This is a genomic window from Bradyrhizobium sp. CSA207 (assembly GCF_029051685.1).
GTDB lineage: Bacteria > Pseudomonadota > Alphaproteobacteria > Rhizobiales > Xanthobacteraceae > Bradyrhizobium.
Window position 1 is genome coordinate 86,360 of record NZ_JAACFT010000018.1, and the last position, 23,773, is coordinate 110,132.

Below are 23,773 nucleotides of genomic sequence, written 5' to 3' on the forward strand. Positions count from 1 at the left end.
TGCGTGAGCACCGAATAGTTTTCTCGCCTGACGGACTAGATCGACCGGCTTATTCGGAACCGGCAAAATCCTAACGCATTAGCCTGAATATCCTTCGGATCAAGAGAGCCTACACTTCAATGCGCCGGATTAGGTGCTGAGGTGATAGACATGCTTACGGAATCGGCTTCGCTCGACGACGGAAAATTATCTACGCCAACCTTCAGATCGACCCGTAACGACGCTCCTGAGTTCCGACGGCCCTCCACATCCTTCATACCCCGCGGCCGGGCCCTATTCTGGGAGGGAGAAGAAGAGGCTCAAAAGATCGAGATTGTTGAGGGCGTGGTTCGGGCGGTCCGGCTACTTGAGAACGGAAACCGCCAAATCCTCGCCTTCTATTGGCCCGGCGATGTGGTCATGCCAACTCATTCAACCAACCAGCAGTATACCGCAGAGGCCGTGACAGATTGTCGCGTAGTTCGATCGAAAGTCTCTGGAGTGTGTCGGAGCGATGCGCCCTGTGGTGCACACCAGGTCTTGGCGGATACACTCTCGTTGGTGCTGACGATGAGCCAAAAAAATTGTGTGGCGCGCATCGCGTGGCTATTGTTGCGCATTCGACCGCACTTGCCTGCCGATCTCAAACGCCCGGAAGCGCTCCGGCTTCAGTTACCCCGGGCCGATATTGCCGACCACGTCGGAACATCGCTTGAAACGGTTTGCCGCACGCTCGCAGAGTTCAAAGCGAAAAAACTAATTGACCTGCCCAACCGCAAGACCATCAGATTCATCAACTTGGAAGGTTTGGCGAGGATCTCCAACGGGCCGGCCTTCGATTGATTTGAGTTCGTTTTGCGAAAGGGAAAGTTCATTTGGTTCTTTCCACGCGGGGGCCGTCAGGTTCGGCTCGAACTGGGCTGAGCGTTCGCACCTTCGCCGTGACTGTTTCCCTTGCTTACCGCGGGCCAACGGTTGGAGTGGTCCGCGGTCTGCTGAAGTATGTTAGAGGCCGGAGCATCAGGCCTTGAGCGATTCATTTGCTTTTGCGTCGCTTAACATTTGGCATGTCGGTTGCAGAGTTGGATTGGCTCGCCGACGGAATACGGGTTGAACCGGTCGACCGATCAGATGGTTTTCCGGTCCGTCTTCCAGCGCCTTCCGGTACACGTCGAGTGCTCCATCGATGGCCTCGATGGTCTGGTCGATATCATCATCAGAGTGCGAATAGCTGACGACCAGTGACGGGGCTAGCAAGCCGCGGCGGATTGTCTCCTGCAAAAACAGCGCGCGAAAGATCTGTGATGGCGCTCCGTCGCCATCCAAGCAGGTATAGATCAAGTTGGACGTCCGGCCGGCGAGCTTGAAATGGTTGGCTAGTCCGCGACGGCGTGCGGAAGCTTCGAGCCCGGCTTTCAGGCGGTCTCCCTGGCGGTGAAGCGTCTCGATGACAGGCCGGTCGCGATAGGTGTCCATGACGGCCAATGCCGCGGCCAACGCGTGGGTTTCGGCACCGTGCGTGGTTGACAGCAAGAAGACACGGTCTCGATCATGATCGAGGCCGCCGAGCTTCATGATATCGCTCTTGCCAACCAGCGCGGAGATCGCAATGCCGTTGCCCAGCGCCTTGCCGAACGTCGATAGGTCGGCCTCGACTCCGTGATACCTCTGAGCAGAGCATTTCGGCCACCGAAAGCCCGTGATCATCTCGTCGAGAATCAAGAGGGCGCCGTTCCGATCACAGAGTTCGCGCAACCCAGTCAGATATCCGGCGGCAGGCGGCACCTCCTTTTCGGCTTCGAGGATCAGCGCTGCGATCTTACCCGGGTACTGAGCAAAAAGCGCTTCCGCCGAGGACAGGTCATTGTAACGGAATCCGAGCGTCAGCCGCATCGCATCAAGGGGGATGCCGGCGTCCATCGCCGTCGTGCAGATCGCCCAATCGTCGTAGGAAAAGAAGGGGTGGTCGGAACACATGGCGACTATATTCCGGCCGGTGTAGGCACGGGCAAGTCGGATCGCGGCAGTCGTGGCCGTCGACCCGTCCTTGGTGAACTTTGCCATTTCGGCGCCGGGGACCAGCTCGATCAGACGCTCCGCGCACTCGACCTCCAGCGTCGATGGCCGCGTAAAATTTGTTCCTTGCGACAGCTCCTCTATGGCGGCCCTGACTACAGCGGCAAAGCCATGGCCGAGTGACACGGCGCGCAACCCCATTCCGTATTCGATGAACTCGTTGCCGTCAGCGTCCCAGACATGGCAGCCGAAGCCCTTCGAGATGAAGCCCGGCGCCAGCAGCGGATATTGATCATCGCCCTTCGCGTAGGTGTGTGCTCCACCAGGGATCGCCGCGCGGGCTCGATGTCGTAGTTCGCCAGACGCCGTGAACCTGCCGAGGTCTTCCCTCGTCGCCGTCGTTCCTGACCAGCAGGAAGAACTCATCTTCATAACCGACCCCCTACCAAGCGTACTTTTCGAAGGACCAGCTTTCCCTCGCCAATCCCGTGCCTGTCGACCCATTTGATATGGCCAAAATGCCGCATACTTGAGAGTTCTCAATTCGGCACCATTCGTTGCAAAAGTTTCAGCAGTCATTTCGGGTTGGTCGCCTGCAACGAGATGGAAGCGGGAGAGCCCCCAGACTGCAGGCTCTACCCCTGCGCCGTTCCTCAACTGACATCGCCTCGCATCCCATCGTTATTGAGCTTCGTCAGATTGAGGAATGCGGCGTCAGCTAGGCTGAAGGCCGTTGTGTTTCAGGGTTGAGTGCCAAACATGTCTGAAGCTGAACAACTCAGGACTGCAAGATACGCATCCGAAATCAGCGTCGAGAAAACGACGGGGCGAAGCATTAACTGGCCTGTTCTCGGTGTCGCTTTGGCGCTGGTTTGCGTCGTCGCATGGAACCTCGCTCTGCTGTGGCTTGTCTCTCAACTTTGCCGAATCGTGTTCTTCTAGAAATCGGCATCCTAACGGTCTCTCCTGCAGCATGATATTCTCAGAAACGATCCTCACCGGAGCCTACACGGTGGACGTCGACAGGCACCAGGATAACCGCGGGTACTTTGCCCGGATATTCTGCGCCGATACGTTTCTGGCGCACGGTCTCAAACCAGTCGTCGCGCAGGGGAGTATCAGCTACAACGCGAAGCGCGGCACGTTGCGCGGGATGCATTTTCAGTATCCGCCGGCAGCGGAGACCAAGTATGTGCGATGCTCGAAGGGTGCGGTGGCCGACGTGATCGTCGACTTAAGACCGGAATCGCCGACCTATTTGCGCTCTGTCACGGTCAACCTGTCTGCGGACAACGGCCGCGGCCTCTACATACCCGAGCGCTTCGCACACGGCTTCATCACGCTCAACGACGACACCGAGCTGATCTACCTCATCAGCAACTACCACGTACCGGGCGCCGAAGGCGGGCTGTCACATGATGATCCGGCGCTTGCAATCGCCTGGCCGACAGACGTACGCGTGATCTCGGAACGCGACAGGGCATGGAAGCCCTACAGCGAGATCGGTGCTGAATTGAAGGCGCGGATGAGGTCCGCTGTGCGGGCAGGCACTTAGATCAAGCGGCGGCGCGGCCTCGTCAACACGAAGTCTCGCCATATGCATCCCGAGAACGGCGCCAGAAATCCAAGCGTGACTTGACGACCGTCAATAGCTCCACGCCGACGAAAGCTAGCGTGTCGGAAACTATCGTCGCTTCCTCGGCAGGAGTCACAGAATGTTGGAAAAAGAAGCTACTCGCCCGCTCAACGGCATGGCGCCATCTGTACGGGCAGCGGAGCCGAGTTGCTGCCGCTTCTGCAATACGCCCCTCGAACGCGTGTTCATCGATCTCGGACTGTCGCCGCTGGCCAATTCCTATCTGCGAGATGAAAAAGCCAAGCGGGACGAGCGGTTCTTTCCGTTGCGCGCGTACGTTTGCGGAGAATGCTTCCTTGTTCAACTGGAGGAATGGGAACCACCGGAGAATATCTTCGGGGACTACGCCTACTTTTCGTCCTATAGCGAGTCATGGCTGCAACACGCCAAGTCCTACGTCGCCCGGGCGATGGAAAGATTCGGAATCGGTCCTCAGAGCAAGGTCGTTGAGATTGCAAGCAACGATGGATACTTGTTGCAATACTTTGTCGAGAAGGACGTTCCGGTTCTAGGAATCGAGCCAGCTCAAAACGTCGCCGCCGTGGCGCGCGCGAGGGGGATTCCGACCCGCGTGGAGTTCTTTGGCGAACGCACCGCCCGCACCCTGAGGCGTGAGGGGTTGCGCGCCAATCTGTTGATTGGAAACAACGTCCTCGCCCACGTGCCGAACCTGAACGACTTCGTCAAAGGCATGAGCATCCTCCTCGAGGATCGAGGCGTCATTACAATGGAATTCCCGCATTTGATGCGGTTGTTCGATGAATGTCAGATCGACACGATTTATCACGAGCACTTTTCATACTTTTCCTTCATCTCCGTCGAGAAGATCTTTGCGGCGCATGGGCTGACGTTGTTTGACGTGGAGGAGCTGCCTACGCATGGCGGGTCGCTGCGGATCTATGCTCAGCACAGCAAAGGATGGCATCCAATCTCGCACCGGGTCGACGATCTCCGGACGCGCGAGATCAACGCCGGATACGCCGATCTTGATCACTACGATGCGTTTGAAGAACGCGCTATGCAAACCAAACGCAAGCTGCTCGCGTTTCTTGAGGAGGCGAAACGCCAGGGCAAGCGCGTGGTCGGGTACGGCGCCCCAGCGAAGGGAAACACCCTCCTGAACTATTGCGGTATTACCACCGATCATATCGAGTATACGGTTGATCGAAGTCCACACAAGCAGGGCTGTCTGTTGCCCGGCACCCATATTCCGATCTTCGAGCCTGAGCGGATCAGCGTGACAAAGCCGGATTACATACTCATCCTGCCCTGGAACTTGAAGCGAGAGATTGTCAGCCAGCTGTCGTTTGCCCGCAGCTGGGGAGCGGAATTCGTGGTGCCGATCCCGGAGCCTAGACTCGTAGATTGATCCGGGTTGAGTTCATTAGCGAGGCGAGGGATGGACGACATTGCGCGGCATGTAGATCTTGCGAACCTCAGGGAAAGCGAGATGGCGGTCGATCTGTCGGCTGATGAAAGCGGGCAGGCGATTTACGACTTTATCGCAGACATGTATCCGATCTGCCGTAGCATCACGGGAGACGGGGTTCGAAGAACAATTGACTTGATCCGAAACTACATCCCTCTCACAACTTGTGAGGTACCTTCAGGTCTGCAGGTGTTCGATTGGACTGTGCCCCCGGAGTGGAACGTTCGGGACGCATACATCAAGAACAGCGCGGGCGAACGTGTGGTCGATTTTAAGAAGTCGAACCTGCATCTCCTCAACTACAGCATGCCGGTGCGGGCGCGCATGACACTCGACGAGCTCAAGCCCCATCTTTACTCGGATCCAGAAAGACCTGATTGGACGCCCTATCGCACGAGCTATTACAAGACGACCTGGGGCTTCTGTTTGCCGCACAATCAACTGCTAGCAATGCCAGAGGACGACTATGAGGTCTGTGTCGACTCCAGGCTCGAACCGGGCCATTTGACATACGGCGATTTGAGGTTGCTTGGCCGTACTTCAGACGAGGTGTTGATCTCCTGCCATATTTGTCATCCGTCACTGTGCAATGACAACTTGTCCGGAATCGCGGTTGCCACGGCACTTGCCCAGTACCTTCGGAAGATGGACCATAGATATACCTATCGTTTCGTTTTTGCCCCGGGCACGATCGGCTCGATCACGTGGTTGGCGCTGAACGAGGCACATGTCGGGCGAGTTAAGCATGGATTCGTCGTAACCTGTGCTGGAGATCCGGGGCCAGTGACTTACAAAAAAAGTCGCCGCGGCAACGCCGAGATCGACAGGGCTTGGTCCTACGTCCTCAAGCAGAGTGGCGATCCGTACGAGATCGAGGAGTTTTCTCCCTATGGCTACGACGAACGGCAGTACTGTTCGCCTGGTTTCAATCTTCCGATTGGAACCGTAATGCGAACACCCTACGGCAAGTTCGCGGAGTACCACAGCTCAGCCGACAATTTGGACCTTGTTCGTCCAGCTGCGCTGCGTGACACGCTGTCGAAAGCAATTTCGACCATCGACATCATCGAGAACAATGCTTGCTACCGGAGCGAGAAGCCGTTCTGCGAGCCAAAACTTGGCAAGTACGGCCTCTACAGCGGGCTGGGCGGTCTCGCGGCCGGAGACTACCAGATGAGCCTGCTATGGATTTTGAATATGTCGGACGGAGAAAACTCACTCCTTGATATCGCCGAACGGGCTCGACTGCCTTGGGAAACGATCAAACAGGCCGCGGCGGCACTGAGCGGAGCAGGGCTCATAAAATCGATTGTCCCGGCCCCGGCGAAGTAGCGCGATGGAGCTGGCTCGGCGTCAGGCCGCGGCGGGCCAGAGGGCGCGTATCATAGGCACGCTAAAGGCGATCCTTCAGGTGCACGATGTTTGCTGGCGCCCGACTTGAGCGATCAAGCGAGTGGAGGGCGGATAAAGCCCTTCACAGACGGACGTGTTGCGAGAGCTGTGCCCGTCCTTCGAAGGTGAGCCAACGGCGCGAGTGCAACTCTCTGTGGCATGATGGGCTGCCACCTCGAGGTAGCGGCCAGCCGCGGCAAGCGGGGTGAGAACGGGGTGAGCCGAACGTCCGATTGAAGAGAATGTGGGTGGGCACGACGTCATGATCCAACGGCTGTCGTTAGTGACTGGCTGGGTGGTACTAGCTTTCATCGCCTTTGCAACACTTTCTCCGATCCGGGACCGCCCGACGCTGGCGGGGCTGCAACTTGAGCACTTCGCTGCCTTTGCCGCCATGGGGCTCGCCTTTGCCTTGGGCGCGCCGCGCCGCACGTTGCTCATCGCTACCATGATGATCGCCAGTGCCATCGCTCTCGAAAGTCTGCAATTGTTGACACCGGACCGGCATGGTCGAGTACTAGATGCATTCGTGAAGGCGGCTGGGGGAGTCTGCGGCGTCGGCGTCGGCCGCGTGGGAACGCAGGTCTGGTGGGCGCGGGTCGATCGGGTCAAGAACACCCTGAGGTCGCAACGAACCGGTACATCGGCATAACGAATCAATTCGCGACACAGAATCGAACAGGAATTGCGGCGGTGGTGACGCCTAACGCCCGCGGTGGGCCGACTATCTCTCGCGTAGACTCTCCTGCTTGTACCTCATGATCGGTGAGAGGACGTAGCTGATGATGCTACGTGAGCCGGATTTGACTTCAACCGTTGCAGCCATCCCTGGAGAAAGGCTGACACGTCTGTTGTCGATGTCCATGTGGTTGCGGTCGAGCGATACCCGCGCGGCGTACACAAGCTCCTGACCCTTCGGTTCGCTGCTGGTTGTTTCCGCACCCGACGACCTTGTGTTGGCGTTCTCTGGCGGTTTGTTGCGGGGAATGGCGTCCTGGGAGATGCTGACAATCGTGCCATGCAGCAGTCCGTAGCGGGTGAAATTGAAAGTGTCGATCTTGATGGCGGCTTCCTGGCCTGCTTCGATGAAGCCGATGTCCTGGTTCGATATCGTGGCTTCGACCTCGAGATTACTGTCGGTCGGAACAATCAGCATAAGCTGTTGCGCCGGCGTGACGACGCCGCCGACTGTATGAACAGCGAGCTGCTGCACGACACCGTCGATGGGAGCTGTCAGGCTCTGCAAACCCGTGTGTCGCTCCGCCTTGATGACGTCCTGGGTTAATCCGGCAGCCTTCTGTTCCGCTTTGGCGAGTTCCTCGAACAAGGTGCGCTCATACTCGGCGATTGCCTTGTTTCGGGTCTCCATGAGAACGCCAATGGCGCCGTCCGCCTCGCCGAAACGGCTTTGCTGAACAAGTATCTCCTGGCGTTGGCCGACCAGTTCCTGGAGCTCGGTCAAGTACAACAGCTTCGAGCCCAGTTCTTTCTGATACAGCTGCTCACGTATTTCAACGCGCTGCTGAAGTGGACCGATGGTTGCCTTCAGCTTCTCAATTGACGCTTTGGAGGTCGCTCGCTCTGCTTCTTTCTGCGCGATTTGACGATCAATTGTGGCGAGCTTCGCATTCTGCTCGGTGGTCTGGCTGATAAGATAGCGACGGTGCATCTCGACCAGCACAGGTGACGCGCCGGGCGGGGCTTCGAATGTTGAGGCGGGATCGGTCTTGTTCGAGAGCAAGGACTTCAAACGCGCGACGTCGAGCTGTGCGCTCATTAGATCGCCCTTCAAGTGACTCAGTTCGGCCGCGGAAACGGTAGCATCCAGATCGATCAGGCGTTCGCCGGCTGCGACAATCTGCCCGTCGCGGACGTAGATCGCGCGGACAACGCTGGTTTCGAAGGGTTGAATGGTCTTGGTCCGGCCGCTTGGAATGATCTTGCCCGGAGCAATGGTAACAATGTCGACAGTTCCAATGCAGGCCCAGGCCAATGCGACAGCGAGCCCGGCCATAATGCTGACGACGATGGCGCGTCCCACCGGAGACGGAGGCGTCTCGACGATCTCTAGTGCTGCGGGCAGAAAGGCGAGCTCGTGGCTCGGGCGGGCCTCATCGGTGGGCCCGAGCCTTGCGACCGCGCGACCGAGCTTGCGGGCGTGATCTGCGAAGACAATGACGGCATTCCCGGAGCTGCTTTGCGCCGACCCTGCGGACCGCTGCTCTGCCGTCAATGGCGCTCGGCCGGCAAGGCCGGAAAACAGGTCGGTCACTCGAGGCGTCATTACCAGTGAACGCGCCTTCAAATCCTGCACTAGGCCCAGGCAATTTTGAGAGAGGCGCAGCAGCCAGGCGGCGATGGCGCGGCGTCGGATAATCAAAACCAGCCGTCCATCCCAGATGGCTTCGAGTTCAGATCTGGAGATGATAGCCGGCCTTTCGGCGCCGGGAGCAAGGATCACCGCTTCGTTGCCGTGCACTTTTCCAAGCAACAGGAAGCTTTGGCTGCGAAGCGGAACAATTCCCGGCAGAGGATGCTTTGACAGCTCATCCCAATCGGTCAGTACGCAACGTGCAGAAAGGTTGACCTCTCTTGCATAAGCGAGCATGTCCGGAACGCCGATCGGAGCGTAGCCTGACCGTCGGCGAATGTGATCGAGATTGCTCTCAATACCGCGCAGGCGTAGGAGGACGTCCAGGACAAAAAGCCCGGGGTCTTCGATAGCCTGTGTCACGGTCCGCTCCATCGGCCCTCAGCGATTCCAATACGGAGTGCGAGACGAACAGGCCGGGCCGCATCGTCTCCTTGCGGGGTCGTGAGAGAGGAATGTGCTATGGAAGCTCATGGAAACCTGTCTGCAGGCGATAGAGCTTGGAATACCGCCCGCCGCGATTGATCAGTTCTTGATGGGAGCCGTCCTCGATCAGGCGGCCATCTTCAATCGTGATGATGCGGTCGGCCATTCGCAGGGCCGACAACCGATGCGCAATGATCAGTACAGTCCGGCCCTGTGAGATCTTCGCCATATTCTGTTGAACAATGTGCTCGCTCTCATAGTCTAGCGCGCTGGTGGCCTCGTCAAGAATCAGGATCCGAGGATCGGTTACAAGTGCGCGCGCAATTGCGATGCGCTGACGCTGTCCACCTGACAGGCTATTCCCCCGTTCCCCTACGGTGGTGTCATAGCCCTGCGGTAGCTGTAGAATAAAGTTATGTGCACCAGCCATTGTCGCCGCCTCGATCACGCGTTCCGTCGATGTCGCGGGATCGGCGAACGCAATGTTATCCCTGATCGAGCAGTTGAAAAGTACGTTGTCCTGAAGAACCACGCCAATCTGGCGACGCAACCAGGCGGGATCCACCTGTGCAACGTCGATGCCGTCGACTAGGACTCGGCCGCGCTCAGGTATGTAGAGTCGTTGCACCAGCTTGGCCAACGTGCTCTTTCCCGACCCCGAGGCTCCCACTATGCCAATGATCTGGTTCGCTGGAACATGGAAGTGCACGTCCCGGAGGATCTCGGGTCCGTCAATGCGGTAGCGAAAGGTCACGTGCTCGAAAGTGATATGGCCTCGGATCGCGGCCAGCGCCATCTTGCCGGGATTGTAGACCGGCTCGGTCTCCGTATTCAGAATATCGCCAAGGCGTGCGATTGAAAGCCTGGCCTGATGAAAGTCTTGCCAAGTCTGAGCCAATCGAAGCACCGGAGCGCTTACGCGGCCGGCGAGCAAATTGAAAGCAACGAGTTCGCCAACGGTAAGATCGCCACTTATGACGAGTCTCGCGCCGAAATAAAGGATAGCCGCGCTGACCAGTTTGCTGACAAATTGAACCGATTGACTTGCCACGTTGGCAAGGCTGATGACTCGAAAGCTCGCGGCGACATATCCGGCGAGCTGCTGCTCCCAACGGCGCTGCATCTGGGGCTCGACGGCCATTGCCTTGAGGGTCTCAATTCCAGTCACACTCTCCACAAGGAAGGCTTGATTTTCTGCGCCACGCTGAAACTTCTCATCGAGCCGTCGCTGAAATAGCGGCGTGGCTGCGGCGGAAATTCCAACATAGATCGGAAGCGAAAAGAGAACGATCCATGTCAGCGCCGGTGAGTACAAGAACAGCACCGCGATGAAGATGGTCGCAAAGAACAAATCGATGATCAGCGTCAAGGCCGAGCTGGTCAGGAAATTGCGGATATTCTCCAGTTCCCGCACCCTCGCAACGGAGTCGCCAACGCGCCGTGCCTGAAAATAGCCGATTGGCAGAGCCAATAGGTGACGAAACAGCCGGGCGCCGAGTTCTACGTCAATCCGATTTGTGGTGTGGGAAAACAGGTAGGTGCGAAGGATGCCAAGTACCGTTTCAAACAACGCGATTGCGACAAGGCCAACAGCGAGCACGTCCAGGGTTCTCATGCTCTGGTGAACCAGGACCTTGTCGATCACGACCTGAAAGAAGAGGGGAGATACAAGCGCAAAAAGCTGCAGGCAGAATGATGCGGCCAGAACTTCGGTCAGCAGCCGCCGGTACTTGTGAATTGCGCCGAGAAACCAGGTGATGTCGAAACGGCGGGCGAGATCGGAGAGAGACGCGCGGCGCGTCATCAGGATCACCGATCCGTCCCACGCGGCCTCGATCTCCATTCGCGACATTATGACCGGCTGAGGGCGACCAGGCTCGAGAGCAATGACCTTGTCCTCACTGGCCTTTCCGAAGATCAAGAATTTGTCCTCGCGCAGGATGGCGAGTGCCGGCATGGGTAGACCGGAAAGCCTGGACCAATTCGTTCTGACGACGCGTGCCCTCAACCCCAGTTCCTTGGCGCAGCGGAGCATCTCGGCGATCCTGACAACTCCTCCGAACTGATGACGAATCCGTTCAGGATCAACTGCGACCCCGTGAAATCGGAGCATCATGACCAACGCGATCAATCCTTGATCAGGGATTGCGCCAGTTGGCTCAAGTTGCTCGCGCATTGGCACTCCGCGCCGCATCACGCAGTTTCGCCCAGTAATGCCTGTGGCAGTAAATATCGACCATGATGGTATGTCGTCCGGTGCTGCGCGTGACTCGGGGCGCAACCCGATATCGGGCCGATTAGGGAAGAAATCCAGCGAGACAGCAGGCCATCAACCCATTTTAGGAGTCGCCCCGAAAGCGAGTTGACGGCTGTCAATATCGGGGGGAGGCGGTCGCATATCATCCCCCGGATGGTTGGAATTGTAACGAGAACAGCCGCGCACCGCCTGGCCGAACGCCAGGCAACAGGAATTGGTGTTGGCATCGGATCTCGGCTTGTTCCGACCTCTCGGTCAGGAACGCGAAATGGCTGAATCGTCGTTCGAGCTCAGTGAGGAACCAGTAGCGACGTTTTCGACCGAGCGTTCGAGAGCGCGTCCTGAACGAGATGTTCAACACACCAGACGGGATCAGTTCAACGATCCGGATCGGCCCAACCTGAAAATCCTGTTCGCGAACAAATTCTTCTTCCGCAACGGCGGCTCCGAGGTCGTCATGTTCGACGAGATGGAGCTGATGCGGAGCCGAAACGCCGATGTCATTGAATTCTCCATGAATGATGATCGAAATGCCCCATCGCGCTTTCAACCATATTTCGTATCGCAAAAATCGTATCGGGCTCCATCGCGGAGCGACAAGCTGAAGTCTGCACTTTCCCTTATTCACTCCCCGGAAGCCGTTTCGAAGATTGCTGATCTCATTCGGAACGAGAGACCGAATGTTCTCCATTGCCACAACATCTATCATCAACTCACCCCATCCATCATCTCCGCCGCGGCGAGATTGGGGGTTCCTGTCGTTCTCACGCTTCATGACTACAAGCCGGTCTGTCCTGTCTACACGCAGCTCAGCAACGGACAGGTGTGCACGAGATGCGCAGACGGTGGTTTCGAGGCCCTTCTCGCGCGACGCTGTGCGAATGGGTCATTGGGCCGCAGCGCCTTACTCTGGGCGGAGGCGCGCTATCACGCGTTGGCGGGAAGCTATCATCGGGTCGGCAAATTCATTGCGCCGAGCAAATTCATGTACGAGGCCGTCGTCCGCCGGTTTGGTGCGGAGAAGGTGGTTCATATTCCGAACGGAATAGACGCGTCGCGTATCGAGGTGTCTACCGACGACGAGGGCTACGTATTGTACTTTGGGCGCTTGTCGCCTGAAAAGGGCGTTGAGACCCTTCTCCTAGCCCATGCAGCAGATCAAGGAACCTGGCGGTTGGTGATCGCCGGCACCGGTCCGCTGCTGGAGGAGCTTCAGCGGAAGTATCCGATGGCGGAGTTCAAGGGGCACCTCACCGGCATAGACCTGGAACGAACGATCAAGCGAGCGGCGTTGATAGCTGTCCCCTCCGGATGGCACGAGAACAGCCCTCTCTCAATTCTTGAAGCGATGGCACACGGGAAGCCGATCGTAGCATCGCGCATCGGCGGCATTCCTGAGCTCGTGAGAGACGAATCGACGGGTCTGTTGTTTGAGCCCGGCGACGTTTCTCAGCTGTCGGAAAGTATCAGAAAGCTTCTTGCCGATCGCCATCGTCGAGAGGAACTCGGCCGCAGTGCGCGAAGAATCGTCGAGATTGAGTATTCACTTCAGGCGCATGGAGCCGCGTTGTTCTCGCTGTATGAGGGCCTGATTGGAGCGGCGGGCTTACACAAGAGAGTTGGATCATAAAATGGACCTCACTGTCATTTCAACGTTCCGCTGCAATTCGAAGTGCCAGATGTGTTACATCTGGCAAAACCCGACCGAGCCGAAGGAAGAGGTGTCGCTCGACACGCTGTCAAAACTTCCTGCCGGATTTGACAACCTGAATGTGTCAGGCGGAGAACCGACGCTTCGCAAAGACCTCTCGGAAGTGATTGACCTTCTTTATCCCAAGGCAAGGGTGACGGAGATATCGTCAAACGGCCTTCACGCTGAGCGCCTGGTTCCAATCATCAAGAGGTACCCGAATATCAAGGTGCGGTTCTCGCTGGAGGGCGATGAGGAAACGAACGACAGGATTCGCGGCGAGAAGGACGGCTATAGCACCAAGATCGCAGGACTCCGTATGCTTCGTGAGGCGGGTGGCACCGACCTCGGTTTTGCGATGGTCATTCAGGATGAGAACGTCGATCAGCTCGTCAATGTCTACGAATTTGCCCGGACGGAAGGCTTCGAATTGGCGACCTCCGCGCTCCACAACGCGTGGCAGTTCTATAAGAACGACAACTACTTCTATGACCGGAAGGCGGTCGCCAGAAAGGTCGAAGGACTGATTTCGGCGATGTTGCGCAGTCCGAAGCCAAAGAACTGGTTTCGGGCTTACCTGAATCTCGGTTTGATCGAGAAGATCCTTGGTCACGATCGGCTGATACCCTGCAGCGCAGGCAAGGATTTCGCGTTCATCGATCCTTGGTCGGACGTATGGGCTTGCAACGTACGGTCCGATCTTCCCATGGGCAACCTTGCGCGCCAGTCATGGGACGAGATCATGAACAGCGAGGTCGCGCAGCAGACGCGGAAGAAGGTCGCTGGCTGCGGCCAGAATTGCTGGATGGTGACAACCGCGCGGACCGCCATGCGGTCCAACCTGGTCCCTCAGTTACCGAAATCCGATCCCCTGCTCTGGGTCCTCAAGAACAAGCTGAAGGTATCGATCGGCAAGAGCATCTGTTTTGACAGCTACATCAATTATTCCGACGTGAGGCCGTCCCCGCACGTCGAACGAACGTCCTTCCTGAACAAGAGCGTCAAGGCCCGGTTGGTCAAGGGGCGCACTACCCCCGACGAACATTACCCCTTGCGAACTTTCATGAACAATTAAATTCGCGGAGGAAATCCAGATGAGCAGGCGTGAGATCTACATGTTCGGTTTCCGTGGTTTCCCGCAGGTCCAGGGTGGCATCGAAACGCACGCAGAGAATCTTGCGCCACGGGTGGTCGAACTCGGCAGACGAGTCACCGTGTGCATGCGATCCCCCTATGTCGAGCCCGGCCTCGCAAAAGTATGGAAGGGCGTCCGCATCTTGCGGCTGTGGACCGTGCCAAACAAGTACTTCGAAACGCTGCTGCATTCCGTGATTTGTGCGATTGTTGCGGCGGTTCGGAGGCCGGGTCTGGTGCACATTCACGGCATCGGACCCGCAATCGTAACGCCATTGCTGCGGGCCATCGGTCTGCAGGTCGTCGTCACCCATCACGGCGAGGACTACAACCGCGAGAAATGGGGCTGGGCGGCGCGGGTGGTGCTGCGGACCGGTGAAGCGATGGGGATGCGCTACGCCAACAAACGCATCGCTGTCAGCCGCAGTATCGGCGACCTTATTGCGTCCAAATATGGCCGGCCGTGCGAGGTGATACCGAACGGGGTCGTGTTCTCGGAGATGCCGCAACAGAGCGACGAGGTCGTCGAATTGGGATTGGAGCCAGGACGATACGTACTCACGGTCGGCCGGCTGGTCCCCGAGAAACGCCAGCTCGATCTCCTGCGTGCGTTTTCGGCCGCGGCGCTGCCTGGATGGAAGTTGGCGATCGTTGGCAAGATCGATCACCAGAGCGAATACGCAGATCAACTGGTCAGAGAGGCGGCCGGCCGGCAAAACGTCGTCATGGCGGGCTTTCAGACCGGCGATGCGTTGCGACAACTCTATGCGCACGCCGCGCTGTTCGTGTTGCCCTCGTCACATGAGGGCCTACCCATTGTGTTGCTCGAAGCGCTTAGCTATGGATTGCCGGTGCTGGTGAGTGATATTGCTCCCAACCTCGAAGTCGTGGACGACCCCGCCCGCATTTTCCATGTCGGAGATTGCGAGGAGATGCGCGCAAAGCTTTCGGTGCTGACGCTCGCCAGCCTGAATGCGGAGGAGCGCGAAGCCGTCCGCTGCGAGAGTGCTCAGCGATACGATTGGTCCGACATCGCGCACAAGACACTAGAGGTATACGACGAACTGCTTGGCCGGAGAAGACGGCCACAAGGCAACATCGCGCGTTCGGGCGGGGCCGGGAATGGGGCCGGGAATAGAGTGCAACAATTGGAATTGGGCAGGCCGGTGGCTGCCCGTTACGGCCTCGCTCGCAGCGTCAACGACAATTTGACGAAACCGCTCACGGGTGTGCCGTCGGCAAAAGTCAAATTGAAATAGTCGCGGCGCCAATCGGAAGCCGAGGGACGCGTACGCCGAGCCCTTCTGGGGCTGAACTCTTCCGCGCGCGGTCGACATCGTTCGTTGGCACGGGTCCATAGGGCTCCTTTGGATACGGTCTTTGCGGTCGCCTGCGCCTTAAAGGCCAGTTATCTCAGCCCGCGGCCTTGAGGCCGGACATCCTCAACGCATGACGTAAGCCTCTGCAACAGCGGGCTTTTCGCGGTCGGGCCCTGGAGATCGCCCCGGCTGCCGGCGGGCGCAGGCTTGATATCGCACCTTCGGCTTGATTCTGAGCACAAATTGGGCTTCCGAAAGCGACTGAACCCTGAGAGGCTCAGGACAGGGGATTCGCAAGCCAACGAAGCATCGGGGCGGACGCCGAAACGGCTAAGCGTTGCTGGATGTTGTGAGAATGACCAGGGTGGACAAGCCAACGGTAAGCGAAATTGACCGGCTGATCGCACCGATTGTCGAGTTGGCCGGCGAAAACCTGATCTGCCTGTCCGACCCCTCATTTGAGTTCGTACCGGATAGAACGAGAGGAGGAATCTCGGCCATTCATCTGCGCTTGAAAGCGGAGCTGAGGGCGCTTCTGCAACTGCGCACGGTGTATGGCGACATGATCGCCTGCCGGGTTGTCGCCGGTGAATATCCGTGGGCGCGAGGCGAATTGTCGCACTACCAGCATTTGAGACTTGCGTGGTCGCAGTTCGCGCGGCTGAGCGACGTGTTCAATGAATCCATGAAGGAGATTGATTGCCTTCATGGCGAGACGCTGGAGCTGCTTTCTGTCGATGTCGAGCGAGCGGGTGGTTGGTCGGCTGGCGTCGGGGCCCTGCCAGCGGAGGCTATCGATCGGGGTGCGCTCGTGGATCGCTGGTATGCCGTTGCGCCAAAGTCGGAACCGCCAATCTTTGATACCATGAGGATGGCAAGCGAATGGTCCGATATCGCTCATCCTTTCGCGGATCACTACAGCACAGCCCGAAGCGAGCTATTGGGACAGATTGACGCAAAGATGCAGGCAGTGGCTTCGGGCATTGCCGGTTTTCTGTCGGATCATGGCGACGAACTCATAGACCTGATTGGACGGTACAACGATATGGTCAGGAACTTCCGAATGCTGCATGACAGAGATATGATATGAAGGGCCTCGCGGTGAGGACCAACGATGTCCGGGCACGAGAGCAGGTCAGCAATTAGATTGCACCGGCGAACTGAGCTTATCCCTCGGTTGGAGGAGTGCTAATTCGCAGTTGACTGGCGGTCATCTTGCCAGAGACTGACACGAGCTCGTAGCCTACCCGTTGCCCCTCGAGCAACGTGGAAAGGCCAGCTTGTTCGACTGCCGACATATGAACGAATATGTCCTTGCCTCCGCCGTCGGGTCTAATGAACCCGTAACCCTTAAACTTGTTAAACCAAACTACAAATCCGGTCGGCACAGTACCTCCAGGCAATTTCTTGGTCTTTTCCGGAGCGAACGCCGTGATGAGGAGCTGAAATCGGCGCAGATGCGAGGTTGTTGAAATTGAGAACCCGGTCTCTTGCAGTTAATCCGCATCGCTCTATCTAGGTTCCTTCTCCTCTCCCTGAGTAGTTGCGCAGACAATTCCGCCTGACTGCCGACAGCCTGTGTGGCCGGAACCGCGCCGCTCAAGTACACAATCAGCGCTGGATGTTGCTTAAACGAGCAAGGTGCCTCGCAAACAGGCGTTCCATCTGGTGGAGATTGGATCTCAAGATGAGTCTCCCGCACCTAGCGTCGGCCGGATCGTCTCGTTGTTTGCGGGTGCAAATGTTGGCTCGCCGTACCAGATGCTCACGGCCAGCACCTATTACGGTAGTATGTTCAACACGGTAATACGTTCAACGACACCCCTCCACATAGGCGTGACATAGGCGTGCAGGGTATCAAAAGGTCGTGTTAGACATTGCTTATCAGACTGAGTGCCAAACGACGCTCGGGAAGTGGGGGCTATCAAAGCAACTCTAACCGGCGATGTTTGCGGCGTCCAACGTATGGACGGGCAGGCGAGTTGTTCGCCGAACGGATCAGAAAGGCGGGCGGTTGGTTGGTCTCGTTGGCGGACGCCGATTTGGCTTGTATCTCAGATACTCCGCACGGCGTCTGCGGGAGATAGCCTCGCGCGTCCCATACCCGGCTGCGAACGAAATCGAAACTATTGCGAGAAGTAGCAGGAGACCGAGCACGTCTTATCTCCAACCGAGTGTTTGTTAAGGGCGCCGTCAAAAGCCGATCTTCGGGCGCAAAACCGCTAGCGTCGGGCCGACCGGCGATGGCGGCGCCGATGTGGCTTGGAATAGGAGAAGAACGGCACATAGTGGCAGTTGGTTGAGCCTACTGGTTGTTCGGGGGAGCCAGGTCCTGAGCCGACAGTGCCGATCGGAAGACCATTAGGCGCGTGACCAGTTCAGCATTGCGACGAGCTTGATCCTCCACGCTGCTCTGCTCCCATCGTCTCCGAGCGCAGGGAGAGGGCCCACTGACGCTACGCTGACAAGCCTGAATAGCGTGAGTCTTCAAGCCCACATCAATGAAATTTACGCAAGCCCAGCGATGACCAATTTGACGAAGGTCAAGTTAAAGAGAGCGACTTGCTCTCTCGGCGCGGGCGCTCCCTTCAGGAGATCAGACAATCCGGCGCGGGAGTTTTAGTCTGCTGGCGATCTTCCTTATGGCCTGTGGCGTTCCGCCGAGATGTCTTGAGACGACGTGCACGATCTTGCCTTCCAGGATGAGAGACCGTAGCTGGTCGATTTCCTCATTGCTCCATGGTGGAGCAGTGGGACGCTTTGGAGTTGGCAGCGTTAGCAACGTCGCACTCCCTCTGACGCGGTCAACCAAGTTGAAAATATTGCCGAGGCTATAGGAAGCGGCGTGAGCTGGTAAGTCGTGACGATCGGCCGCTCTTCCCCCGCATCATAGTTCTGGCTGGCTATGGCTTGCATAGTTTCGCTTGGATAGTTTCGCGGTGCCTATGATGGTTCGCGCGAAGTCTTTCTGATCGGTGCCGTCCACTGTTGCACGATCGGCCAGCGCCCCCCATTCGATTTCGCAGGGCGCTGGTCTGCTGCCGTCAAACACGGCGAACAGAAGAATGCCCGAATGTTGGTCAACTACAATTTATCCAGAGGGATCTAGCTGAAGCGGCATGGCAATCGGTTCCCATTGAGCAATTGGCGATTGGCAGGAAGCCGGCCGAAGCGCGAGCTATTCGATCCGTCCTGCTTCGCCTCGCGGACCGCATCGGGACGCGGCTCCGGACGAAGTGCAAGCCCGGTCGAACCGTGACGGTCCGCGATCGCTTCGGTTGGGATGCGATCGGAGACGGCTCGGCAGCGCTGGGTATTGCTCGTTCCGTGTCGGACGAGTTTCGCAAATTTGCCGAACGGGACTTGTAACCCCGCCGAGCAGTGGTCCTTGTGCCCCGCGACTTGAACGTAGTTCGAGACCATTCACGTCGTGTCGAGCCGTTCGCATGCGCGATCGTGCATGTGGTGGAGAAGGCAGCTTCGACAGCAGCTGCCTCACTTGAAGGCCTGCTTCTGCTCGATCTTGAGTATTGCGTGAGCCGAAATTTCGGCGGAACAACAGGCGAAGGCCGTTCGCCGTGGCAATGTGGCGTCAGTTGCTCGGACCAACGCCGCGGATGGCGAAGGTTGCGGCCTTCAGCTTGGTCATGCCGAACTTATCGAACAGCTTGTCATAGGTGCCGTCGGCGCGGATTGCGGTCAGCGCGTCGGCAAAAGCCTGCGCGAGCAGCTTGTCGCGGAAGGCGAAGGTGATGTCGGTGCCGGCGATGTCGCGGACCCAGATCTTGGCGATGCCCTTCTGCTCGAGCGAGTTGGCGGTCTCGTTGATATTGAGCGCGGCCTCGAGCTGGCCGGCGCGCAGCGCCGCCGAGGTCGCGGTGACGGTGGTGAAAGTGCGGAGCTCGATTGGCTTGAGGCCCTTCGCGACCATCTCGGTGTTGAACTCGCGCGCCTTGCGCTCGGTGTAGGTTGCCGATTCGACGCCCACCACGCGACCGGCGAGATCCTCGAACTTCTCCAGCTTCAGGCTGGAGGTGGGATCAGTGTAGATGCTGATCGCCTGCTGCGCGTAAGGCACGAGGTAGAGCATTTTTGAGCGCTCCTCGGTCCAGAACAGGCCGGTGTTGATGGCGTCGAAGCGGCCTGAGCGGAGCGCCGGAATCATCGGCGGGAAGTCCATGCGCAAAAACACCGGCTCGACGCAGATGCGCTTGGCGATCTCTCTGGCGAGCTCGACATTGAGCCCCTGCAACTCGCCCTTGTCGTCGACGAATTGTTGCGGCGGCAGCGTCGGGTTGATCGACATCTGCCATTTCGGCGCCTCGATCAAGCTCGATGCCGGCACCTTCGGGCTACACGTTTGGGCGCTGGCCGCTTGGGACAGGCCGATCAGCAAAGCGAGGGCGGAGAAGGTTCTGAGAAATCGCATCGAGATACTCCTGTCAAGTCGTGGGTGGCAGTTGAGCCGTCTCCGGTCCGACGTCTTCTTCATGGTCGTGTGACGCGGCGACCGGCACGCCGCGATCGGCCTGCCGGGTCAGGATCAGCGAGGTGTGGCGGGCCGCCGTCACCACTTCGTCGCGCTGGTTGACGAGGTCGAGCGTCTCGATGACGATGCCGCGTTCGGGATTTCGCGTCGGCCGCTTCTCGACGAAGCGGAAGCGCACGCGCAAGGCGTCGCCGGCAACGATGGGCGCCTTGAATCGCACCTCGTCCCAGCCAAGCGAGGCGACAGAGGTTTCCTCGTACAGCTTCAGCTCAGACTTCAGTCCCTCCATCAGCGACAGGCCGAACAGCCCATGACCGATCAGCGCAGAAAAGCCGCGCGAGCGCGCATAGGCGGCATCGATATGAAGCGGATGATGGTCGCGCGTAACGTCGGCGAAGGTTGCGATGTCGGCCTCCGTCACCGTGTGCACGGCAGTCTCGAACTCCGCGCCGAGCGCGATGTCCTCGTAACGGATATTGATCGGGGCGCTGGCGTCCATACGTATTCCTCAGGCGACCTTGCGCGGCCGCGCCGGCAGGGTCTTGAAGCTCTGCGCGATCCCCATCGGCCCGGAGCGGAAGATGCGTTCGTCCATATCCTTCAGTTGCGAGCTGATGCGCGGCCGGAAGCCCATATGTGCGAGCACGTCCTCCTCCAGGCGAACGCCTGGCGCGATCTCGGTCAGGGTCACGCTGCCGTTCGCTAGCTCGAACACGGCGCGCTCGGTGACGTAGCTGACGTGCTGGCCTCGTTGCGCGGCGAGCGAGGCACTGAAGCTGATCTGGCCGACTTGCTGCACGAATTTGCGAAAGGCGCCGTCGCGGCGGATGGCGAGGCGGCCGTTCTCGACGCCGATGTCGAGTTTGCCGCCGGTCATGGTACCGCTGAAGATCAGCCGCTTGGCGTTCTGGGTGATGTCGATGAAGCCGCCCGAGCCGTCGCGGCGGTCGCCGAACCGGGTGACGTTGACGTTGCCGGTCTCGTCCACCTCGGCGAAGGAGAGAAAGGCGCAGGACAGCCCGCCGCCGTCGTAGAAGTCGAACTGATAAGCCTGGTCGAGGATGACGCGCGGGTTGATCGCGGTGCCGAATTCGCGCGCGTGGCCCGGCACGCCGCCGATCACGCCGGACTCCACCGTCAGCGTGATCAGGTCGGAGATGCCTTCCTCGGCCGCAACATTGGGGATCATTGCAGAAATTCCCACGCCGAGATTGACGACGTCGCGCGGGCGCAGCTCAAAGGCGGCGCGGCGGGCGATCACCCGCCGTTCGGTCAGCGGATCGGGCGCGATCAGCGCCACCGGTACGCACGTCTCGCCGCACCGCGCCGGATCATAGGTGGTGCCATAAGTCTGCATCTGCTCGGGTTCGAGCACGACGTGATCGATCAGGAAGCCAGGAATCTTGACCATCTGCGGATGGATCGAGCCGCGCTTGACGATCCGTTTCACCTGGCAGATCACCGTGCCGCCGGCATTGTGCACGGCCTGCGCGATTGACAGATCCTCGCGTGTGGTGCCTTCGTGCTCCATGCTGACATAGCCGTCTTCGTCGGCCGAAGTGCCGCGGATGATGGCGACGTTCGGCGGTGCGGGGACGCGGTAGAGCAGCCACGCCTGGCCGTGCAGCTCGAGCAGATCGATCAGCGGCGCCGTGGTGCGCGCGTTCATGCGGCCCCCGTCCTGGCGAGGATCCATGTAGGTGTTGAGGCCGACGTGGGTGAGCACGCCGGGATGTTTCGCGGCCATGGCACGGCAGAGCTGGCTCATCACGCCCTGCGGAAAATTGTAGGCGTCGATCAACTCCTCGCGAACCAGGCGCATGAACGGCACCTGGAGGCCGAAATTGCCGCCGATTACGCGCGCGATCAGGCCTTCATGGGCGAGATGGCACAGGCCCTTCTCGGTGACGGCGCCGACGCCGGTGATGTTGATCAGCGTCAGCCCGTGCGGGCCTTGGCCGCCGAGGAAGCGCTGTTCCAGCGCATCGAGGATCGCTTCAGCGACGCCGGTGCCGCCGTTCCCGCCGACAATCAGCGTGTCGGCATCGCGGATCAGGCCTGCGGCTTGTACCGCGGTGATGATGCTCAGCATGACTGCACGCACCGCATCACGCGGCCTCCTTCTCAACCTGGCGGGAGATGATGAGCCGCTGGATCTGGTTGGTACCTTCGTAGATCTGGGCAAGGCGCACGTCGCGGAAGATGCGCTCGATGCGGTACTCGCGCGAATAGCCGTTGCCGCCGTGGATCTGGAGCGCATTGGAGACGTGCTTCATCGCCATGTCGGTCGTGAACAGCTTGGCCTGCGCCGCCTCCTTGGCGATCGGCTCGCCGGCATCATGGAGGCGCGCGGCGTGATGGATCAGAAGGCGCGCGGCGGCGATGTCGGTCGACATGTCGGCGAGCATAAACTGCACCGCCTGGAAACCGATGATCGCCTGGCCGAACTGTTTGCGGTCACGCGCGTAGGCGGTGGCGTCCTCGAACGCAGCCTGAGCCATGCCGAGCGCCATCGAGGCCATCATCAGCCGGCTGAAGTTGAAATTGCTCATGGCCATCTTGAACGCCTGGTTCTCCGGCCCCATCAGGCTGTCGGCCGGCAGGCTCACGTCGGAGAAGGTGATCTGGCAGTCTTCAAGGCCGTGCATACCGAGAAGCTCCTCGTTCTTGCCGCGGGCGACGCCGCGCAGGGCGCCGTCGACCAGCAGACAGGAGATGGCGCGATGGCCAGCATCTGGGCCGGTGCGTGCGAACACCATGATGCGATCGGCGACCCCGCCGAGGGTCACCCAGGCCTTGGTGCCATTGAGCCGCCAGCCATTGCCGTCGCGCACCGCATTGGTGCGGATGCCTGCAACGTCGGAGCCGTGGTCGGGCTCCGAGACTGCGGTGGCGGGAATGACGTCGCCGCTCAGAATTCTTGGGATCAGTTCCTTGTGCGCGTCAGTGCCGTGATGGTCGAAGAAGAGAACTGCCTCGACGGGAATGGCGAAGGCGTTGGCGACCGCGCCGGAGCAGCGCGCAAGCTCTTCCATTGTGATGCAGGCCGCCACAGCATCGAGCCCGGCGCCGCCCGCGCCTTCGCGCAGGCAAATGCCGAACAGGCCAAGATCGGCCATGCCCTTGTAGAGCGCACGGTCGAAACGATCATCGCGGTCGATCGCGGCCGCGCGCGGCAGGATTTCCGCCTCCGCGAAGCGGCGGGCGGTCTCGCGAAGAGCTTTCTGATCCTGGGTGTAAAAGCGATCCATGGCGAGCTCCCGTCAGTCGCTGGCGAGCTTGGAATCGTGGGAGACCTCGCTCCTGTCGCGGTCGAGGAAATAGACCGCGACGTCGTCACCGGGGACGCCATAGGTGCTGCACACCCCGCGAGTCAGGGCGATGGCGGCGGCGCGGCGCTCGGCCTCGCTGCGACGGAACGCGTGGACCTTGAGCAAGATGCGTTGGCCGGCGCCTTCAGCCCCCATCACACCGGCATGGGCGTAGTCGTCGGCACCAATCGGGAGGAAGTAGAGCGTGACCGTGTCCGCACCGACGCCGAATGCCGACATCAGGCCGTCGGTCACCGACCTGGCCAGCGCGGCCTTGCGCTGCGGAGGAACTTGCGGGGCGAGCACTTCGACATAGGGCATCGA

The 23,773-nt window shown here is 59.2% G+C and carries 18 protein-coding genes; 9 read left to right on the forward strand and 9 right to left on the reverse strand.

The genetic code is table 11. The features are described from left to right. Positions 1–150 precede the first annotated feature (150 nt). Positions 151–822: a helix-turn-helix domain-containing protein gene (locus GWG65_RS21200; protein ID WP_275197500.1), complete on the forward strand. Its 672-nt coding sequence runs from the start codon at positions 151–153 to the stop codon at positions 820–822. A 177-nt stretch (positions 823–999) separates the two neighbouring features. Here GWG65_RS21200 and GWG65_RS21205 read toward each other — a convergent pair whose 3' ends face one another. Beyond that, a complete protein-coding gene (locus GWG65_RS21205) occupies positions 1,000–2,427 on the reverse strand; it encodes a glutamate-1-semialdehyde 2,1-aminomutase (protein WP_275197501.1) in 1,428 nt (475 codons plus the stop codon). Positions 2,428–2,968: 541 nt separating this feature from the next. Between GWG65_RS21205 and GWG65_RS21210 the strand changes: the two genes are divergently transcribed. The 4 genes from GWG65_RS21210 to GWG65_RS21225 all read left to right on the forward strand — a co-directional run bounded on the left by GWG65_RS21210 (position 2,969) and on the right by GWG65_RS21225 (position 7,104). Then, positions 2,969–3,550 (forward strand): dTDP-4-dehydrorhamnose 3,5-epimerase family protein, encoded by a 582-nt coding sequence (locus GWG65_RS21210; protein ID WP_275197502.1) that lies wholly within the window; start codon positions 2,969–2,971, stop codon positions 3,548–3,550. Between the two features lie 196 nt (positions 3,551–3,746). Beyond that, positions 3,747–5,000 carry a class I SAM-dependent methyltransferase gene (locus GWG65_RS21215; RefSeq protein ID WP_275197597.1) on the forward strand — a complete coding sequence of 418 codons (1,254 nt, stop codon included), beginning with the start codon at positions 3,747–3,749 and terminating at the stop codon, positions 4,998–5,000. Positions 5,001–5,030: 30 nt separating this feature from the next. Then, positions 5,031–6,392, forward strand: a complete 1,362-nt coding sequence (locus GWG65_RS21220; protein ID WP_275197503.1) for a DUF4910 domain-containing protein — start codon at positions 5,031–5,033, stop codon at positions 6,390–6,392. 322 nt (positions 6,393–6,714) lie between these two features. Next, positions 6,715–7,104, forward strand: coding sequence for a VanZ family protein (locus GWG65_RS21225; protein WP_275197504.1), 390 nt, complete (start codon positions 6,715–6,717; stop codon positions 7,102–7,104). 72 nt (positions 7,105–7,176) lie between these two features. On the opposite strand, the gene GWG65_RS21230 is transcribed toward GWG65_RS21225, so the two are convergent. Together GWG65_RS21230 and GWG65_RS21235 are read right to left on the reverse strand one after the other, a co-directional pair. Beyond that, positions 7,177–9,186, reverse strand: coding sequence for an HlyD family type I secretion periplasmic adaptor subunit (locus GWG65_RS21230; RefSeq protein WP_275197505.1), 2,010 nt, complete (start codon positions 9,184–9,186; stop codon positions 7,177–7,179). A 97-nt stretch (positions 9,187–9,283) separates the two neighbouring features. Beyond that, a complete protein-coding gene (locus tag GWG65_RS21235; protein WP_275197506.1) occupies positions 9,284–11,425 on the reverse strand; it encodes a type I secretion system permease/ATPase in 2,142 nt (713 codons plus the stop codon). Positions 11,426–11,774: 349 nt separating this feature from the next. On the opposite strand from GWG65_RS21235, the gene GWG65_RS21240 reads away from it, so the two are divergent. The 4 genes from GWG65_RS21240 (at position 11,775) to GWG65_RS21255 (ending at position 16,739) form a co-directional block, all read left to right on the forward strand. Continuing rightward, positions 11,775–13,136 carry a glycosyltransferase family 4 protein gene (locus tag GWG65_RS21240; RefSeq protein ID WP_275197507.1) on the forward strand — a complete coding sequence of 454 codons (1,362 nt, stop codon included), beginning with the start codon at positions 11,775–11,777 and terminating at the stop codon, positions 13,134–13,136. A gap of 1 nt (position 13,137) precedes the next feature. After that, on the forward strand, positions 13,138–14,271 hold the full coding sequence (locus GWG65_RS21245) for a radical SAM protein (RefSeq protein ID WP_275197598.1): 1,134 nt from the start codon (positions 13,138–13,140) through the stop codon (positions 14,269–14,271). A 19-nt stretch (positions 14,272–14,290) separates the two neighbouring features. Continuing rightward, the gene (locus GWG65_RS21250; RefSeq protein WP_275197508.1) at positions 14,291–15,589 is read left to right on the forward strand and encodes a glycosyltransferase family 4 protein; all 1,299 of its coding nucleotides are present in this window, start codon (positions 14,291–14,293) and stop codon (positions 15,587–15,589) included. Positions 15,590–16,004: 415 nt separating this feature from the next. Continuing rightward, positions 16,005–16,739 (forward strand): hypothetical protein, encoded by a 735-nt coding sequence (locus GWG65_RS21255; RefSeq protein WP_275197509.1) that lies wholly within the window; start codon positions 16,005–16,007, stop codon positions 16,737–16,739. A 76-nt stretch (positions 16,740–16,815) separates the two neighbouring features. Here GWG65_RS21255 and GWG65_RS21260 read toward each other — a convergent pair whose 3' ends face one another. From GWG65_RS21260 to GWG65_RS21285, 6 genes are all read right to left on the reverse strand, one after another. Then, on the reverse strand, positions 16,816–17,037 hold the full coding sequence (locus GWG65_RS21260) for a cold-shock protein (protein WP_275197510.1): 222 nt from the start codon (positions 17,035–17,037) through the stop codon (positions 16,816–16,818). Positions 17,038–19,241: 2,204 nt separating this feature from the next. Beyond that, entirely contained in the window at positions 19,242–20,078 is an 837-nt protein-coding gene (locus GWG65_RS21265; protein WP_275197511.1) for an ABC transporter substrate-binding protein, read from the reverse strand. 13 nt (positions 20,079–20,091) lie between these two features. Beyond that, a complete protein-coding gene (locus GWG65_RS21270) occupies positions 20,092–20,637 on the reverse strand; it encodes a MaoC/PaaZ C-terminal domain-containing protein (protein WP_275197512.1) in 546 nt (181 codons plus the stop codon). 9 nt (positions 20,638–20,646) lie between these two features. Next, positions 20,647–22,230, reverse strand: a complete 1,584-nt coding sequence (locus GWG65_RS21275) for a CoA-transferase (protein WP_275197513.1) — start codon at positions 22,228–22,230, stop codon at positions 20,647–20,649. A gap of 16 nt (positions 22,231–22,246) precedes the next feature. Next, a complete protein-coding gene (locus tag GWG65_RS21280; protein ID WP_275197514.1) occupies positions 22,247–23,389 on the reverse strand; it encodes an acyl-CoA dehydrogenase family protein in 1,143 nt (380 codons plus the stop codon). Positions 23,390–23,401: 12 nt separating this feature from the next. Continuing rightward, positions 23,402–23,770, reverse strand: a complete 369-nt coding sequence (locus GWG65_RS21285; protein ID WP_275197515.1) for a hypothetical protein — start codon at positions 23,768–23,770, stop codon at positions 23,402–23,404. Positions 23,771–23,773: the final 3 nt, after the last annotated feature.